Genomic DNA, 17,069 nt, shown 5'->3' with positions numbered 1-17,069 from the left:
CGCCGCTCCCACATCGGCAACTGGCCGGATCCATGCCTGCACACATCGGCAGTTGGCCCAACCCGCAACACCTAGGGCAGCCACCCCCGGGTTCATGATTTAGATCGGAAAAGGACCCGAAGTAATGTTGTTCCCGCACTGCCACGAGGCTGTGCGGGAACAACATCACCACGTTTCAACCTGAATTGGCTCAATCGCTTGATGTCACTGCCTTTGCGAACCGGCAGCGCCCAACCGACTGCTAAGTACGTAATCGCTGGGTTGACAGAAGGTCCATTATCGGCGCTTGAAAACAGGCGGGGGAGTGACCGCAAAAGGGGCTGTTTCCTGACGTCATCCGTGGCATTTTCCCCGGAATCCGTTAAATGCAAGACTGCTCAGCCAGAGCCCGTTAACGCAATCCGCGCAACACGTCCGACTCCGCGTGCCGCCGCGGCGACAGGACTCACGGCCATAGCCGCGACTGCAAGCATTATCGAGAGATCACGTTTGCGAAGTGGACAGTCCAGACCGCTGTGAACTTTAGATATATTGACCCCGCACGTGGGTTCCCACACCTCATCGCGGCAAGGGCATCAGGCTTACATATGGCTGCTTATCCGCGCTTCTGGCTTTAACCGGGAGGAGCCTTTCGGCCTATCGGAGTTCCAGCTTTACGGCTGATCGGTCTTGGCTATATAAACATCGCACGGGGCGTTGTGGGCCACATTGTTCGCGACACTGCCAAGAACTCTTCCGAGTCCGCGCATGCGCCTGCTGCCCACGACAATCATGAGGGCGCTGTGCTTTTCCGCCTGCTGAATAAGCGCTTGGGCGGGCGTGCCGCGGACAGCGGAGTGGTCAACCTCCAGTTGCCCTGATCGAAGTGCGACCGCAACTTCCCGTGCGACTTTTTCAGCGTTTCTCTCCTCGGAGAAGGCCATCTGATCGTTGGCGATTCCGAGGACCTGTGCACGGTCGTTGCTGAACGCCGTCACGACATGGAGTTTTGCCCCAAGAGCTGTAGCCATAGCGGCTGCTGATTCTGCGGCCCGCCTGGCGGTTTCACTGCCATCGACGCCTACGACTATCGCTTCAGTCACTTTTGGTTCTTTCCTTGGATGAATTGATACTGATATTTGCTGGCCGGGCTAGTGGTTGAGATCCTCGGGCGTGACCCAGACCTGGTGGCCTTGGGCCATTTCAAACATCTGGCGGGGGCCACTGGTATCGGCAGCGATCCACGCTGTCGAGGAGTCGGGCATGGCGTCTTCAATGATGCCCGTTCTGATCACACGGCCGTGATGGCGAATTTCCACCCGGGTATTGATGAGCAGGTTCCACTCAACATGTTTGCGGGGGACGGCTCGGTTTAGTGCCATGTCATACCTCCGAAGGGGGATGGCCGTGTGATTGGTTAGCGGCTGCTCTTGCTGTTCGCTATCGTTTGTTCCAGGTCATGTGATTGCGGTGGCGTTGGCTGGCGAGCCTGTGCCTCCGGTGATGTTCAAGGGCTTGATGCTGATGAAGGCGTCCCATCTGTCTGTGGTCCTCATGTACGTGGCGAGGGGGCCGAGTTTCCATAGTTCGCCAAGGGGCATGCCGAGTTTGGCGAGGAGTTGTTGGTGCATCATGCCGTGGTCGTTTGGGGCTGAGAGCTGGAATGGGCTCTCGGCCACGACGGGTAGGCATTCGAAGGCGAAGTTATCGGCCGCTACGACAGCAAAGTTGCTGTCCCAGGCCCAGGCGACGAACTCCTGCGACTGCGCGATGCCTGATGCTTTGCGGCTTTCACGGATCCGCTGTTTCTCGTCGGCGGCCAGGGCCAGGAACCATTCGCACCATCCGGTATGGAGCATGAGGATATCGCCCGCCCGTGTGCTGAGGGACTGGGCCGCCATGGCTGCATGGACCAGGTCAAGGCCGATTGGTTCTCCGCTTGCGTGGTCTATGGGCTCGCCGAGGCTGTTTCGGTACCCGTCCAGGTCGACCAGTATTCCCCTGCCGGTGATCGGATTTTCTGCCCATTCCTGGATGCCGAGGTCCTTGGTGCTTTCGGTGATCCGGTTGTCGCTGGTGCCATTGTAGAAACCAATATCATCGGCCCGGCGGTGCCTGAGCCCGTCGATCTGCGTGGACCCCTGGAGGTAATACCCGTCCAGGTAGTCGTCCCGGTGGGCTGGGTGGGAGGAGTAGATGGTGTGCCGGGGTCCACTGCGTTTGAGGGACATGCCCGGATCAAAAGCGTCGGCAGGATAGTCCAGGCCGAAAACCATCCCGGTGCGGATGCAGTCTTTGGCCCCCAGGATTGCCTCTTGGGTGATGAAGGACGGTGCGCCCCGCTCGGGTTCGGGGAAAAGGCCCCAGGAGGTGCCGGCCACGTTTCCTTCCCTTAGGAGAAGTTCGGCAAAGGTCGGGTAGGGCCCGGTGAGAGCGCCGGTCATCGCGTCGTTGCCTCCTCTTGTGGCTGGGCCTGTTCCTGGTGACGCTGGTAGCTGAGCAGGAATCCGGCGATCGCGCACACTGAGGCTGCAATGCAGATAGGGGCCTTGACGGTGGTGTTGAAGAATTCCAGCAAGCCTCCTTGCCCGAGGATGAGGCCGACGGCCTGTCCGGCGACGAACAGCACTCCCCCCACGAGCAGGACTGCCAGGGTCAGTACGAAGATGACTTCAATGGCTTTTCTGATCTTGTTCATCGTGTTCCTTAGATCGGCAGGAGGCCGAGGATGATCAGGACGCCGATGCCCAGCAGGGGCAGGGCGTAGTGGGTGAGCAGGCGGGCGAATGTCTTGATGGGGTTGACGTCAGCAATGCCACAGGCGACGTAGAGCGGGGCACCGCCGGGTGGTACTGCGGCTTCGCAGGAGGAGAAGACCAGGACGGCCACGGCGGCAGTTGTGGCCGGAACTCCAGCTGCGACCAGGGCGGCGACGCCGACGGTTCCGACGGCGGCCATCGTCGCCGTGGCAGACAAGGGTGCGGCGACGGCGATGACGATCAGGCCGATCAGGATGGCCAGCAGCCACAGGGGCAGGTTCATACCGTTCAGCAGTGCTGTCATCTGCTTGGGCAGGCCGGTGGCGGCGAGGGCGTTGGCTCCGGCGAAAGCGAAGACGACCGTGACGCCGACGATCCCGAAGCGCGGGGCAGAGTTCTGCAGCATGGCCCACCAGGCCCGGCCGGTGTTGGGAAGCTTCTTCCTGCCCAGCAGGACGCCGGTGATGATCAGGACCACCGGGATCCAGACGATGACACTGACGGACTTGGTGATGTCTCCCCCGGTCCAGTCCGAAAGTGCGGTGGCGATTGTGCCGGAGGTAATGACGAGCGGGATGGCCACGACGACGAACAGCAGCATGGTGGCCCAGCCGCGGCTAAATGCCGTCCTGACGGATAACCGGTGGGCCGCGTCCAAGGGCGCCATCCCGCTCTTGCGGATCAGGAGCCAGGTCACGATCAGCCGGTGCAGGAAGCACCACAGCCCGCCGAAGAGCAGCGGCAGGACGAGCGCGTTGATGTCCAGCAGGGGTCCGACGGTGGCGGAGCCGACGAGGACGAACATCGAGGCGCTGAAGGGGAAGGTAATCCCCATTCCCGCGTTGCCCGCGACGAGGGTCGCGGCGGAGGGCTTGTCGAGCTTGGATTTTTCCATCCAGGGGATGGTGACGGACCCTACGGTGGCGGCGATGGCTGCCTGGTTGTGGACCACTCCGCCCAGCCCTGCCGAGGCCACTGTTGAGACCCATGCCGGTCCACCTTTGACCCCTCCTATCAGGGAGTTCAAGAGGTCGATGAGCTTGTCCAGCACGCCGCCTTTATCGAGCAGGTATCCCATGAAGACGAATGCCATGGTGGCGTAGACGATTTCGTCGGTGATGGCCGAGTAGAGCGCTGTCCACCCGATCTGTCCGGCGGCGGCTCCGCTGAAGGGAAGCACGACGAGGAAGCCAAGGATCATGGCTTCCCCGACGCTGCGCTTGATCACGGTGGTCCAGAGCAGGATGACGGTCAGGTAGGCTCCGAGTGCCCAGATGCCGATCATTTTCCTGCCCCTGACGTTGTAATGCTGTTTGTCACGTGGTTCGTACTTCCCTGTTTATTGATTCTGTCCGACTGCGGGGTCAGCGCAAGGCCGGTTCCACTTCAGCAAGTCGGGCGTGGGCCGCGGCTGACGCGGCCGTCATTTCTGCCGGGACGCCGAGCTCGGAGAGGTAGTTCGCCGTGTCCTGCATTTCCTTGGAGCGGCGCAGGGCATGTTTGGCGGTGCCCGTGAGGAACCTGTCGATGACTGCCTGCCCGTCGCCGGCGAGCTGGTTGGCGATCTGGCCGCGGATCCAGTCCTCGAGCCCTGCAGCCTGTCCGGCGGTGACGGCTTCGACGACCACCGCTGCCAGGCCCTTCATCAGGACGCTTCGCAGGAGCTTGTGGGCCATGGCTGCACCGGGCTCGCCTTCGGCAATCTCGACCTCCACTCCGAGTGGCCGCAGCAGGTCGGCGACAGCCTGGGCTCCGGGGCCCGACACCATGAGCGGTGTTTTTTCCCCCAGCGCGGCTACCGGTCCGAGGATGGCGACGTCGGCGAAGTCCGCCTTGCTGGGCAGCTGGCCCAGTTCGTGCATGACGGCCGGGGAGGATGAGGTGAAGTCCGCGTAGCAGCTGCCCGCGGGGAGGGCCGGCAGGCACTCCTGCGCTACGTTGCGGGCGGCTGCGGCGCCCGTCATGACGAGGACGATGTCGGCGCCCTCGCAGGCTTCGGCGGCCGTCGCTGCGCGGGCGACACCGGCGGGTGTGTTTGGGGCGACGGGGTCAAATCCGGTGACTTTGTGACCCGCGGCGGTGAGCGCTGCGGCGTAGGTGGCTCCGGCTTCGCCGAGGCCAATAACAGTGCAAGCTGTCATGGTTTTGCGTCCTTCTTGCTAGTGGCGGGCCGCGACGATGGCTTGCCGGCGGTTGGTTTCGTCGGCGAACACTGCTTCCGCGGCTTCTGCGACTGCGGCGGCCTGCTCGCGGGGAATGACAACGACACCGTCGGAGTCGCCGATGATGATGTCGCCCGGCAGCACGGGGACGCCGCCGAAGGCTATCGGTGTTCCCAGCCGGCAGGGGCCGTTTTTGTAGGGACCGGCGGGGGTGGTGGCGCGGGCGAAGACCGGCATGCCGATCCCGGCCAGGGCCTCGGCATCGCGGGCCGCGCCGTCAAGGGCGAACCCGGCGATGCCGAGGTTGATGGCTCGTTCACCGATGAGTTCCCCCAACAGAGCCCGTGACTCATCTCCCCCACCTGCGACGACGATGACGTCTCCCGGCTTAGCCAGCCCCAGGGCCTGGTGGATGCCCTGGTTGTCGCCGGGCCGGGTCCAGACGGTGAAGGCGGGCCCGGCAATTTGGGCTCCCGGCCAGATCGCCTGGATGGCGGAGTGTGCGACGCCGAGCCGGTCCATGGCATCACCGATGTTGGCTGCCGGCAGCTTGGCGAGGCGTTCCACGACGTCCCTGTCGGGACGGGGGAAGTCAGCGTCAATGGTGTCAAGGGCAGGGGTTGTCATGATGGGTTCTTTCGGTTGCTGTCGATCGGGGAAGGGTTAGTTGGTCTTTTGGACCAGCGGGAGGACCTTCTTGAAGTCCCCTTCCTGCCCGGCCCAGAACTGCTCGTAGTCATCGCCGTTGAGGTAGCTGGTCTGCAGGCCCAGGTCCTTCATCTTCTGGACGACGGCCGGGTCTTCGATGGCCTTCTGAAGGGCGGCTTCGAGCTTCTTGGCAACGGCGTCGGGCAGCCCGGCCGGGGCGGAGTAGCCGCGGGCCGTTCCTGCCACGAGGTCGAAGCCTGATTCCTTGAACGTGGGAACGTCAGGCAGTGAGGGTGCGCGCTCGTCGGACATGACTCCCAGGACACGGGCCTTGCCCTGCTTGGTCAGGTCGTTCACGTCGCTGACGTTGGCCACGAGGATATCCACGTGCTTGCCCAGGAAGGCGGTGGTTGCCTGGGATGCGCCTTCGGAGAAGTGGACCGGGGCGAATTCGGCACCGGTGCTTTCCTGTACCTGGGCCAGAGCGAAGTGTTCACCGGTCTGCAGACCCGTGGTGCTGGCGGTCATGGACTTCGGGTTCGCCTTGGCCGCATCCAGGAGGTCCTTAAGGGACTGGTAGGGGCTGTCCGGCTGGACGGCGATCACGGTCGGGTCGATGACCTGGCGGCCGAGGGGCTGAAAGCTTTCGCGGGTGTATTTGGCGCCGCGGGAGGGATCCAAGGGCGAGACAACCACGGACGGGGAGCCGGTGGCGCCGATGGTGTATCCGTCCGGCTTGGCGCTGGTGAGCTGGGTGTAGCCGATCTGTCCGCCGGCGCCGGGCTTGTTGATGACCTCGACGTTGGTGCCGAGTTCCTTCTCCAGGACCGGCTGGATCAGGCGCGCCGCGGTGTCCACGGCCCCGCCGGAGCCGAAGGCGACGACAAGATCAATTGACTTGCCCTTCTTCGGGAAGTCGTCTCCGGCGGCGGTGTTCGTGGCTCCGGCGTTGGCGCCACAGCCAGTGAGGGCGATGAGGGTTGCTGCTGCGAAGGCGGCGGCGATACGGGGACGGGTAATCATGGTTCTTCTCCTTTGAAGCTTTCTTCGGGTGCTGGGTTGATGTAGGGGTGGACGATGTTTAGGTTTCGGGGTCTTCGTTTAGTGCTTTGGGCTTGCGGAGTTTGAGCAGCGGGCTGAAGACGATGAGGAGTCCGAGGCCGATGAGGACTGCGGAGATGGGACGGCTGGTGAAGATGCTGAAGTCGCCCTGGGAGATTTCCAGGGACTCCCGCAGGGAGCGCTCCATGAGCGGTCCAAGGACCAGGGTGAGCACCATGGGGGCCAGGGGAATGTCCAGATGCCGCAGGGCCAGCCCGAGGAGTCCGAAGCCGATCATGACGAAGACGTCGAAGACGCTGAAGTTGATGGTGTAGGCGCCTATGACCATGAAGAGCAGGATCAGTGCGGTCAGGATGGTTGAGGGTACCCGCAGGATGGAGGTCCACAACCCGACCAGCGGCACGTTCAGCAGCAACAGCAGGAGGTTTCCGATGAAGAGGCTGGCGATGATCGCCCAGGCGATTTCGGAGTGCTCGGTGAACAGGGTCGGGCCGGGGGTCAGGCCCTGCTGCAGGAACGCTCCCATCAGGACAGCGATCGTCGGCGATGCAGGAATGCCGAGCGTGAACAGGGGGATCAGGGCGGCGTTCGCGTGGGCATTGTTGGCTGTTTCCGGGCCGGCAACGCCTTCGACGGCACCCTTGCCGAGCTCATTGCGGTGCCGGGAGAACTTCTTCTCGGCGCCATAGGCCAGCAGTGAGGATACCGATCCGGTCATGCCGGGGATCAGACCGAGGCCAAACCCGATGCCGGTGCCGCGGGCCATGGCGGGGGCACTGCGGCGCCACTCGAGTCGGGTGGGCAGCAGCGAACGCAGGCCGGGAGCGTGGACCCTAGGAGTCTCGGTACCTTTTCGGTAGGAGAGGAGCTCCGAGAGGCCGAACACACCGACGATCACGGCGACGAAGCTGACGCCATCCAGGAGCCGGTCCATTCCAAAGGTGAAGCGCGGGGCGCCGGCGACAGGGTCGATGCCGACCATGGAGATCAGCAGGCCCAGGGCGCCGGAGATGACAGCCTTGACCATGGATTTTCCGGCGAGGGCAACGAGCAGGGATATGCCTACCACCATCAAGGCGAAGAACTCCGGTGGCCCGACGAGCAGGCCCAATTCGCCCAGGGGTTTGGCGGCGGCGACCAGTCCGATGGTTGCTATCGTGCCGCCGATGAAGGAGCCGACGGCGGCGATGGTTAAGGCAGCGCCTGCTTTGCCGATCTTCGTCATTGCGTAGCCGTCAATGGTGGTGATCGCTGAAGCGGCTTCACCGGGGGTGTTAAGCAGGACGCTGGTGATCGTTCCCCCGTAGGCGGTGCCGTAGAAGATCGCACACAGCATGATGATCGCCCCGGCGGGGTCCATGTTCAGCGTCAGGGGAATCAGCAGGGCCACGCCGGCGACCGGGCCGATGCCGGGCAGGACGCCGATGATCGTGCCGAGGAGGCAGCCGAGGAAGGCGAACAGCAGGTTCTGCCAGGTCATGGCGGTGGCAAAGCCGCCGAGCAGGTCGTTGAAAATGTCCACGTCTAGAGTCCGATCGTGTTCAGCAAGGGGAAGGCAGAGACTGGCAGTGAGACGTTCAGGCCGTAGTTGAAGGCATAGAACGCGCCGAAGCTTCCGGCGACGGCGATGATGAGCGAGGAGATCCAGGTCCTGCGGCCGCGCATCTTCAGGTGGTACATCAGGAAGAAGAACATGCTCAGCTGGAACCCGAGCAGGTCCATCACGGCTGCAAGAATGATCAGGCTCACGACAACCTCAATTACCAGCCGCCGGTCCACGCTTTCTGCCGTCTCGCTGGGCTTGCGCAGTTCCTGGACCAGCCAAATGGCTGCCATTCCGACAAGCACCGCCCCCATGGCAAAGGGAAACAGTCCCGGGCCCGGCCCCAGCGACGTCCACAGGCCCAGCCCTACGGAGGTGATCAGGACATAAATCCCGACTGCCGCAAAAGCCCCGATTCCAACCAGAACGGAGAGAGCAACGCGGGCAGTGCTCTCGGATTTCGTCGTCAGTGACTCCGTTGTCATCGTTTCCTTCTCATCTCGTTCCCTTTCACAGAATGGAAGGGCGTTACGTGTATAGAAATAGTGACAGCAGACACAGGGGCTGTCAAGCGCAAGGAAATTACATAGAATGGAAGAATGACGACGGCAGCCCTGACGAGTTCAGCGACATCGGCGGAAGACGCGCCCAAGGCCACCAATATGCGGTCCCTTTCCAGGGCGCTGGAGGTCTTCGCGGAACTCCAGCGCGCCGAAAGGCCGCAGCGGCTCAGCGACCTGGCCCGGGCCTGCGGCATGAGCCTGCCAACCACCCTGAGGATCCTCCGGGTCCTCCAGGACTTCGGCATGGTCAGTCAAACAGACAAGTCATACCGGATTGGCCCCGCTGTACTGCCGGCGGCCCGAAGCTATCTGGAAAACGACCCGCTCGTCGTCTCCTCGCGTCCCATCCTGCAGCAGCTGGCCACCCAAACCGGGCTCACGGCCTCCCTGTACACCCGGCTGGGCTTCGAGCGAATCCTGGTTGCCCGCGTCGATGGCGAGGCACCCCTCCGCTACGACCTTCCGCTCGGTAAGCGGCTGCCCCTCACGCTGGGTGCGGCCGGCAAAATTCTTCTTGCCGCCGCCCCGGCGGAGGAGCTGCAGCAGGTGGCGGCCGCGGCCGTCGCCGCCGGGCACGAGGACAACTCCTTCACAGCCGACGTCCTGCGGGCACGGCTACCCGAGCCTGGAGTGGACTACGCGTACTCAGCTGATGAACGGGCGACGGCGGTAATGTCAGTGGCAGTGGCAGTACCCAACAGGACCGGCCCGCCCACCGAATCCATCTCGCTCACCAGCCCCGTTGAAGCAGCAACTGAAGACATGCTGAAGGCGGGCGTACCGGAACTGCGACGAGCCGCCCGCAGCCTGTCCAGCCTCCTGGAGGGCTCCGTCTACTAGCTCCACCGCCGACGTGATCACGGAAACGGTTGACACCGGCTCTCCCACCATGGCAACATTCCACTGCACGCAACTACCTTTCATTCTGTGGAATAGCCGCAGTTTGCAGTGACGATGGAGTCAAGAATGGCCAGACGAGTCAATCAAACAAGAGCCAGCGGCCCGGGCGCGGGACGTCCTACCGTTCAGACCACTAAGGCGGCCGGAAAATGACGCTTGCTCTGGGGGATGCGGAGACAATTAGGCCGGACGGGCGGACCCACAAGTCCGCAGGACACGTCATTGTTGACACCCTCGTCGCCCACGGCATCAAACGAGCCCACGTCGTCCCCGGCGAAAGCTTCCTGGATGTCCTGGACGGGCTTCACGGCTCAACGATCGAGACGATCGTCTGCCGCCACGAGGGCGGGGCGACGTATATGGCCGAAGCCGACGGGAAGATGAACCAGATGCCGGGCATCGCGATGGTCACTCGGGGCCCGGGTGCGGCCAATGCCCACGTCGGCCTTCACACGGCGTGGCAGGACTCAACCCCTATGGTGCTGTTCGTCGGGCTGATCCCCTTCGCCCACAGGGACCGCGAGGCCTTCCAGGAATTTGACATCAAAGCGTGGTTCGATACCGGCGCCAAGCGCGTCATGGTCCTGGACCATGCCGAGCGTGCCTCGGAAATCGTCGCCGAAGCCCTTTTCGCAGCTATGAACGGCCGGCCCGGCCCCGTTGTCATCGGTCTGCCCGAAGACGTCATCCGGCAACAGATCCCGGCTGAACTTCACCCGCCCATCCCCGTCGCCACCGGTGGGATGACTACCGTGGATTCCGACGCCCTGGCGGAGGCACTTGCGGCATCCACCAAGCCATTGTTCGTCACCGGCGGCAACGACTGGACGCAGGACGGCGCAGACCAGTTCACCGCGTGGTTGGAGAAGCACCACATCCCGGCTGCGGCCGAATGGCGGACCCAGGGCACCATCCCCTTCGATTCCCCGTCCTATGTCGGCCCTATCGGTTACGGGCGCCCCCGCCCGACCTATGACCTGCTCGAAGAAACCGACCTGCTGATCTTTGTCGGCACCGTCCCCGGAGATGTCATCACCGACGGGTTCCTGTGCCGCCAGGACTGGTCCAAGAAAAACTTCCTCGTCACCATCGACCCGTCCCTTCGCGGCCGATCGGGCCCGGTCTCCTACCAGATCGTCGCCAAACCCGACGTGTTCATCCGCGACCTCGCCAAGATCGAACTCCCAGTCAAGGACGAGTGGAAAGCCTGGACCGCGCGGATGCGCGGCGAACAGGAAATCTTCGCAGCCCTCCCCCCGGCGACACCTAAACCTGGTCCTGCCCGGATGGACACCCTGATGGCCAACCTCGTGCCCACCCTGCCCGAAGACGCCATGATCACCCTTGGCGCCGGCGAACACACGAACTGGGCCCACCGCTACTTCCCCACCCAGCGCTTCGCATCCATGATCAGCGCCCGCAACGGCTCCATGGGCTACTCCGTCCCCTCCGCCATCGCAGCATCCCTGGAATACCCCGGACGGCGCATCGTCACGATCGCAGGTGACGGGGAGTTCCTTATGAACGGCCAGGAGCTCGCGACCGCAGCCCAGTACGGTGCCACTCCCCTGGTGATCGTGATGGACAACCAGGAATACGGCACCATCCGCACCCACCAGGAACGCCACTACCCCGACCGGGTCTCCGGAACACAGCTGAAAAACCCGGAATTCGCGCTCATGGCCCAGGCCTTCGGCGGCTTCGGCATCAAAGTCGAACAGGACGCCGATGTCCCCGCCGCCGTCCAGGCAGCGCTCAAAGCCATCGATGAAGATCACGTCTTCGCCCTCATCCACCTCGTGGTTGAACAACGCGTCAAGGCCTACTAGACGCTCAGACTGCAGCCTCGAACTCTGGCGTTCAAGGCCCGAAACTTTTTAGAACGGAAATAATGACGACTGTCCCTGCACTAATGGAAATGGAATTACTGGACTCGGTTCCCACTGGCTTGTTGATTGGCGGGAAGTGGGTGGACGCGTCTGACGGCGGCACGTTCGAGGTACGCGATCCGGCCACCGGGGAAGTCCTCGCCACTCTCGCCTCCGCCACCAGCGAGGATGCCGTCGCCGCACTGGACGCCGCTGACGCCGCCCAAGCCTCCTGGGCACGAACCTCGCCCCGAGTGCGCGCGGAGATCCTGCGCCGGGCCTTTGACCTGGTCACCGAACGCGCGGAGGACTTCGCGCTGCTGATGACCCTGGAAATGGGCAAACCGCTGGCGGAAGCCCGTGGCGAGGTCACCTATGGTGCCGAGTTCCTTCGCTGGTTCTCCGAAGAAGCCGTGCGCGATTACGGCCGCTACCTCGCCACCCCCGAGGGCAAGAACAAGATCCTGGTCCAGCACAAACCCGTCGGGCCCTGCCTGCTCATCACCCCGTGGAACTTCCCACTGGCCATGGCTACACGCAAGGTTGCCCCCGCGGTCGCCGCAGGATGCACGATGGTCCTCAAGCCCGCCAAACTCACACCCCTCACCGCCCAGTACTTCGCGCAGACCATGCTCGACGCCGGCCTGCCCGCCGGTGTCCTCAACGTCGTCGCGTCCTCCTCTGCCTCGGGGATCTCCGGGCCGCTGCTCAAAGACTCCCGGCTGCGGAAGGTCTCGTTCACCGGCTCGACCCCCGTGGGCAAGCGACTGATTGCCGATGCTGCGCAGAACGTGCTGCGCACGTCCATGGAGCTCGGCGGAAACGCCCCGTTCATCGTGTTCGAGGACGCGGACCTGGACAAAGCCGTCGAAGGCGCCATGGCAGCGAAGATGCGGAACATGGGCGAAGCCTGCACCGCCGCCAACCGGTTCCTCGTCCAGGAAGCCGTCGCACAGGAATTCACCAGGAAATTCGCCACGGCCATGGGCGCGCTGACCACAGGCCGCGGCACCGACCCCGCCGCACAAGTCGGACCGCTCATCGACGCCGGCGCCCGCGACGACATACACGCCCTCGTGACCGCCGCCATCGACTCTGGAGCCACCGCCCTCACCGGCGGATCCCCCGTGGACGGGCCCGGCTACTTCTACCCGCCCACAGTCCTCGGCGGCGTCCCCAACGATGCGGCGATCCTGGGCCAGGAAATCTTCGGACCCGTCGCCCCCGTGACCACGTTCGCTACCGAGGAGGATGCGATCCGGCTGGCCAATGCCAGCGAATACGGCCTCGCGTCCTACCTCTACAGCCGCGACTTCAACCGGCTCCTCCGGGTCGCAGAACAGATCGAGTTCGGCATGGTCGGGTTCAACGCCGGCGTCATCTCCAACGCAGCAGCCCCCTTCGGTGGAGTGAAGCAATCAGGCCTTGGCCGCGAAGGCGGCTCCGAAGGCATCGCCGAATACACCACCACCCAATACATCGGCATCAACGACCCCTACAGCAACTAACCAAGCCGGCAAGGAACGACGGGGCCACCCCGCCATTCCAGGGCCGCTTGCTCGGGAGCTACTTCAATGGTTCCCAATCCCAGCCGTGGAGGACCTGAATTGACCCCAGCCGTGGACGGATCAGAGTCGCTTAAGCATTAGGCGGCGGGGTTTGAGGAATTCCTTGTGGATGCGGTCGCGCCACGGGGTTGCGATGGCGGTCCGCCAGGCGGGGCCGCCTTGGATTTCGCGTTGTTCGAGGTCGTAGCAGGCGATGTAGCGGGGAGATCCGTTGGTCCGGTAGCGGGCTGCGTGCATGGTTCCGTCTACGCCGGCTAGTTGCGGCAAATGCTCTTCATCGAACCATCGGTTGAACTCGTTTTCGACGTGCTCCGGGATATCGGTCTGGGAGGTGTAGTGCCAAGGCTGCCGCCTGCCGGCGGTGACGTCTCCGAGGGAGAGTAGTCGGTCCAGGCTGCGGTGCCGGTACCCGGGTAGAGCGTTTATGTCGGCGCCGAGCATCGTAGCCAGGAGCAGCTGGGATTCATCGGATTTTTCAGTCGCGCGTCTGTGTTGCGCTGGCGCGTAGATCCAGGTTTCCTCTTCCGAGACGGCTGTCAAGACATCGAGATCCAGATCAGACAGCTGCTGACGCGCCCTGAGCGCATCGGACTCGTCCCACCGGATGCCGGGAAGTTCGAAGAGCCATACTGGCTTGGCAGGGCTGGAATCAGCGGCGGAATCGATGTGCATTGTCGTCTCCTGGTGAGGACAAGGGGGACGGGAAGGTTGGCGGCGATCCCGCTCAGGCTCCAGTGGGTTTCGTCCGTTCCCTCCACACTATCGGGCGAGTCTTCCGCCCGTCTTGGTGCGTGATGATCGAGACTGGAAGATGCCGCAGGGGACCCAACACTCCGAGAGGGCGCCTGCCTATGACTACTCACATCGCCCGCATCGAGACCTTTTTGTTCCGAAGCGAGGTAGGCGAGCCGGTGAAGACGTCTTTTGGCAGCATCCCTTGGCGGTCTGTGTTGCTGCTGCGCGTGGAGGATTCCGACGGCGCGGAGGGGTGGGGCGAGGTCTGGTGCAATTTCCCGCCGTACTCGGCCGATAACAAGCAGCGGTTGATCGAGACGATCATCGCCCCTGCAGCCCTGGGAATGCCGTGCGGCCGTCCGGACGAGGTATGGCGTGAACTGACGCGCAAAACGCATCGGTGGGTGCTGCAGACTGGTGAAACCGGGCCGATCGCGGCGTGTCTGGCGGGCCTGGATCTTGCGCTGTGGGACTTGGACTCGCGGCGGCGGGACCTTCCGCTGCGATCGCTGCTGAATCCTGGCTGTGCGCAGGGATCGGTTCCGGCGTACGCGAGCGGACTGAACCCCGACACGGCCGCAGACACGGTGGATCGCGCACGTGAGGACGGGTTCACCGCGTTCAAAGTGAAAGTCGCGTTCGGGCTGGAGCAGGATCTGGCGACCGTGGACGGCATCACAGCCAGGCTGCGGGACGGGGAACGTCTGATGGTGGATGCGAATCAGGGATGGGACATGGCCCAGGCGCGCGAAGCCGTGGTGCAGCTGTCGAACCCCGGCATCGGGTGGATCGAGGAGCCGATCGCCGCCGACAGCAGCCCCGCTGACTGGGCGGAACTGGCAAAGCTCTCGGTGAGCCCGCTGGCTGGAGGAGAAAACGTCTCGGGAATCGAGGCGTTCCAGGACATGATCCGCAGCGCCAGCCATGAAGTAATCCAGCCCGATCTGCTGAAGTGGGGTGGGGTGAGCGGATGCCACCCTGTCGCGCGGGAAGCTGTATCGCAGGGACTAAGCTACTGCCCGCACTGGCTCGGCAGCGTGGTCGGGCTCGTCGCCTCAGCCCAGGTGCTCGCCGCAGTCGGAGGGCCCGGACTGCTTGAGCACGACGTGATGGACAACCCCTTGCGCGAGGCGCTCACTGATGACTTCCCCCGTGTCAGCGAAGGAACGTTCCCGCTGCCGACCGGACCGGGGATCGGTTTCACACCGCGCCTCGAGCAGGCAGAGCGATGGCTGCTCGACAAGAACAGCTTCCACCTCTGACACGTCCCCGCGCCAGATAAACGGCGCTTCGACAGCTTTCGCGACTAGTGCGTCGGCTGTACGACAATCGGGCCTATTTTTCATGGTTTTGCCCGCACAGCAGCGGGAGTGACCGGCAGGGCTCAAGTGATGGCAGCTGCTTCCAGGGCTGACTCAGTGAATTGACGTATAAGCGCTCCCGCGTTCCGGGAGGCGAAGGCGAGGTGTACTGGAATCTGCGGGGCGTTATCAATGGGAATGAATTTGATTGTCGGGTGGCTGATGCGGCGTGCCGCTACCTCCGGAACGATCCCTATCCCCCGGTTCGCCGCGACTGACTCAATCCATTCGTCGAAACTCGTTGTTTCCACGGTTCGTTCCGGCCCGTGTCCCTGAGGCCAGGACCATGGCCCCGTGGTGCCGCTCATGGTGTTCACCACCAGTGGCCACCTTGCGATGTCGTCCCACGAAACACGGCCCTTCTCGGCCAGGCTGCTGGCCGTGGAGCACACAGCGATACGGTCCTCGCTGAAAAGCTGGATGAGTCTGATGTCCCCCGCCGGAATCGATGGTTCTCCACGCAAAACGGCGATGTCTACCAACGCCGTCCGCAGCGCCTCGAGTGGATCGGGACAGCTGACGAATTCGACGGAAGCGGACGCTCGTTCCTCGAAGGATCGCACGACGTTTTGTGCCCAGGGGTCAGGCAGGAGCCAGCTGAAACCCAGCCGGATGCTGGCACGGCCGCGGACCTTGCTGACGGCCTGGTCGACTGATGTGAGTGCACTGCGAACATCAATCAGGAACTCCTGTCCGGTGCGCGTCAGGGCAACGTGGCGGGTCGAGCGTTCCAGGAGCTGGGTTCCTACCAGGGCCTCAAGCTGACGAATGATCCGGCTGAGTGCCGGCTGCGTCATGAACAGGCCCTCGGCCGCCCTGGTGAAGTTGCCGCATTCGGCGACCATCACGAAGGCACGGAGGTGTCTTAGCTCCACCTCCACTACTGGTTCCACTCATGCCCTGGACGCATAAGTGGAGTGTACCGGCCCAGGTTCGGACCCCTCCGATTCGGAGAAATGGAAGGGCCGGGCATCGCGCCCGTTGAATTTGGGTTGTGGTTACAGGAGTTGCGTGAGTGCGTCGACGAGCCCTGCCATTGCGGACCGTGCGGTGGGTGAGACGCCGAGCATGTCGAAGCCGCCGTGGACGAGGCCTGGCGTGTTCAGGTACTGCACCCGGACTCCGGCTTCTTGGAGTTTTTCGGCGTAGAGACGTCCTTCGTCGCGCAACGGGTCAAGGTCTGCGGTGGCGATTACGGCGGGCGGCAGGCCTGCGAACGTGGCGGAACGGATGGGTGAGACGCTGGGGTCGGACACGTCAGTGTTTTCGGGCAGGTATGTCGTGACGCATTGGATCAGGTCTGCCAGTTCCAGGTGGTATCCCTTGGCGAACAGCGTGCGTGAGGGGTACTGAGCGCTGGTGAGGTCGAGATCCACCACAGGGTAGATCAGGACCTGGGCTGCGAGTCCGGGCTGGGTGTCCCGGCTTTCATGGGCCAGGATGGCGGCCAGGTTCCCGCCTGCACTGTCGCCGCCGACCACTATCTGGCCGGGGTCCCCGCCGAGAGAATCAATGTTGTTGCGTACCCAGCTGAGCGCGTCGCGGGCGTCATTGAGACCGGATGGCCAGAGGTGCTCCGGGGCGAGGCGGTAGTGGGGTGTCACCACGACTGCGTTAGCAGCCGAGGCAAGGGCACGGGCGATGATGTCGGCGGTGTTGAGGCTGCCTGTCATCCACCCGCCACCGTGAAGCCAGAGCAGTGTCGGGCGGGGGGAGTCATCAGCCGTCGGGCGGTAGACGCGTGTTTCCATGCCCTCGATGTGAAATCCTTCGACCTTGGCGACCGGGGAACGCACGTCGGCCGGGGTCAGCCATTCGGAGGTCTGCTCATGGTTTTGGCGGGCACCGCTAATGGTCCAGTGCGCCGGCGCTTCCCCACCGAGAGCCCTTACAACGAACTGAATGTCTGTAGCCATCATGG

The 17,069-nt window shown here is 63.6% G+C and carries 17 protein-coding genes; 4 read left to right on the top strand and 13 right to left on the bottom strand.

Features of this window, described 5'->3' with window-relative positions; all coding sequences use genetic code 11:
* Positions 1-653: 653 nt before the first annotated feature.
* The 10 genes from QF047_RS00320 to QF047_RS00275 all read right to left on the bottom strand — a co-directional run bounded on the left by QF047_RS00320 (position 654) and on the right by QF047_RS00275 (position 8,638).
* Positions 654-1,082 (bottom strand): universal stress protein, encoded by a 429-nt coding sequence (locus QF047_RS00320; RefSeq protein WP_307272660.1) that lies wholly within the window; start codon positions 1,080-1,082, stop codon positions 654-656.
* Between the two features lie 48 nt (positions 1,083-1,130).
* Positions 1,131-1,361, bottom strand: a complete 231-nt coding sequence (locus tag QF047_RS00315) for a hypothetical protein (RefSeq protein ID WP_307272658.1) — start codon at positions 1,359-1,361, stop codon at positions 1,131-1,133.
* Positions 1,362-1,436: 75 nt separating this feature from the next.
* Positions 1,437-2,423: a cyclase family protein gene (locus QF047_RS00310; RefSeq protein WP_307272655.1), complete on the bottom strand. Its 987-nt coding sequence runs from the start codon at positions 2,421-2,423 to the stop codon at positions 1,437-1,439.
* On the bottom strand, positions 2,420-2,677 hold the full coding sequence (locus tag QF047_RS00305; RefSeq protein WP_307272653.1) for a hypothetical protein: 258 nt from the start codon (positions 2,675-2,677) through the stop codon (positions 2,420-2,422). The genes QF047_RS00310 and QF047_RS00305 overlap by 4 nt, the downstream gene beginning before the upstream one ends.
* An 8-nt stretch (positions 2,678-2,685) precedes the next feature.
* Positions 2,686-4,023: a TRAP transporter large permease subunit gene (locus QF047_RS00300; protein WP_307272650.1), complete on the bottom strand. Its 1,338-nt coding sequence runs from the start codon at positions 4,021-4,023 to the stop codon at positions 2,686-2,688.
* A 79-nt stretch (positions 4,024-4,102) separates the two neighbouring features.
* A complete protein-coding gene (locus QF047_RS00295; protein ID WP_307272647.1) occupies positions 4,103-4,879 on the bottom strand; it encodes an NAD(P)-dependent oxidoreductase in 777 nt (258 codons plus the stop codon).
* Between the two features lie 18 nt (positions 4,880-4,897).
* Complete coding sequence (locus QF047_RS00290; protein ID WP_307272646.1) at positions 4,898-5,527, bottom strand: methyltransferase; 630 nt, start codon at positions 5,525-5,527, stop codon at positions 4,898-4,900.
* Positions 5,528-5,563: 36 nt separating this feature from the next.
* Positions 5,564-6,571, bottom strand: coding sequence for a tripartite tricarboxylate transporter substrate binding protein (locus tag QF047_RS00285; protein ID WP_307272644.1), 1,008 nt, complete (start codon positions 6,569-6,571; stop codon positions 5,564-5,566).
* Between the two features lie 58 nt (positions 6,572-6,629).
* The gene (locus QF047_RS00280) at positions 6,630-8,090 is read right to left on the bottom strand and encodes a tripartite tricarboxylate transporter permease (protein ID WP_373427789.1); all 1,461 of its coding nucleotides are present in this window, start codon (positions 8,088-8,090) and stop codon (positions 6,630-6,632) included.
* Positions 8,091-8,134: 44 nt separating this feature from the next.
* Complete coding sequence (locus tag QF047_RS00275; RefSeq protein ID WP_307272639.1) at positions 8,135-8,638, bottom strand: tripartite tricarboxylate transporter TctB family protein; 504 nt, start codon at positions 8,636-8,638, stop codon at positions 8,135-8,137.
* 114 nt (positions 8,639-8,752) lie between these two features.
* Between QF047_RS00275 and QF047_RS00270 the strand changes: the two genes are divergently transcribed.
* The 3 genes from QF047_RS00270 to QF047_RS00260 all read left to right on the top strand — a co-directional run bounded on the left by QF047_RS00270 (position 8,753) and on the right by QF047_RS00260 (position 12,992).
* Positions 8,753-9,556 carry an IclR family transcriptional regulator gene (locus QF047_RS00270; RefSeq protein WP_373427732.1) on the top strand — a complete coding sequence of 268 codons (804 nt, stop codon included), beginning with the start codon at positions 8,753-8,755 and terminating at the stop codon, positions 9,554-9,556.
* Between the two features lie 209 nt (positions 9,557-9,765).
* Positions 9,766-11,445: a thiamine pyrophosphate-dependent enzyme gene (locus QF047_RS00265; protein WP_307272636.1), complete on the top strand. Its 1,680-nt coding sequence runs from the start codon at positions 9,766-9,768 to the stop codon at positions 11,443-11,445.
* Between the two features lie 62 nt (positions 11,446-11,507).
* Positions 11,508-12,992 carry an NAD-dependent succinate-semialdehyde dehydrogenase gene (locus tag QF047_RS00260; protein ID WP_373427731.1) on the top strand — a complete coding sequence of 495 codons (1,485 nt, stop codon included), beginning with the start codon at positions 11,508-11,510 and terminating at the stop codon, positions 12,990-12,992.
* Positions 12,993-13,112: 120 nt separating this feature from the next.
* Here QF047_RS00260 and QF047_RS00255 read toward each other — a convergent pair whose 3' ends face one another.
* Positions 13,113-13,724, bottom strand: coding sequence for a DUF4286 family protein (locus QF047_RS00255; protein WP_307272633.1), 612 nt, complete (start codon positions 13,722-13,724; stop codon positions 13,113-13,115).
* A 179-nt stretch (positions 13,725-13,903) separates the two neighbouring features.
* On the opposite strand from QF047_RS00255, the gene QF047_RS00250 reads away from it, so the two are divergent.
* Positions 13,904-15,049 carry a mandelate racemase/muconate lactonizing enzyme family protein gene (locus tag QF047_RS00250; protein WP_307272630.1) on the top strand — a complete coding sequence of 382 codons (1,146 nt, stop codon included), beginning with the start codon at positions 13,904-13,906 and terminating at the stop codon, positions 15,047-15,049.
* Positions 15,050-15,171: 122 nt separating this feature from the next.
* On the opposite strand, the gene QF047_RS00245 is transcribed toward QF047_RS00250, so the two are convergent.
* Complete coding sequence (locus QF047_RS00245; protein ID WP_307272627.1) at positions 15,172-16,041, bottom strand: LysR family transcriptional regulator; 870 nt, start codon at positions 16,039-16,041, stop codon at positions 15,172-15,174.
* 105 nt (positions 16,042-16,146) lie between these two features.
* Positions 16,147-17,067 (bottom strand): alpha/beta hydrolase, encoded by a 921-nt coding sequence (locus QF047_RS00240; protein ID WP_307272625.1) that lies wholly within the window; start codon positions 17,065-17,067, stop codon positions 16,147-16,149.
* Between the last annotated feature and the right edge of the window lie 2 nt (positions 17,068-17,069).

Source organism: Arthrobacter sp. W4I7, from assembly GCF_030816215.1.
Taxonomy (GTDB): domain Bacteria; phylum Actinomycetota; class Actinomycetes; order Actinomycetales; family Micrococcaceae; genus Arthrobacter; species Arthrobacter siccitolerans_A.
Note: the sequence above shows the minus strand (reverse complement) of the source record. Positions and strands in the feature narration are given on the sequence as shown.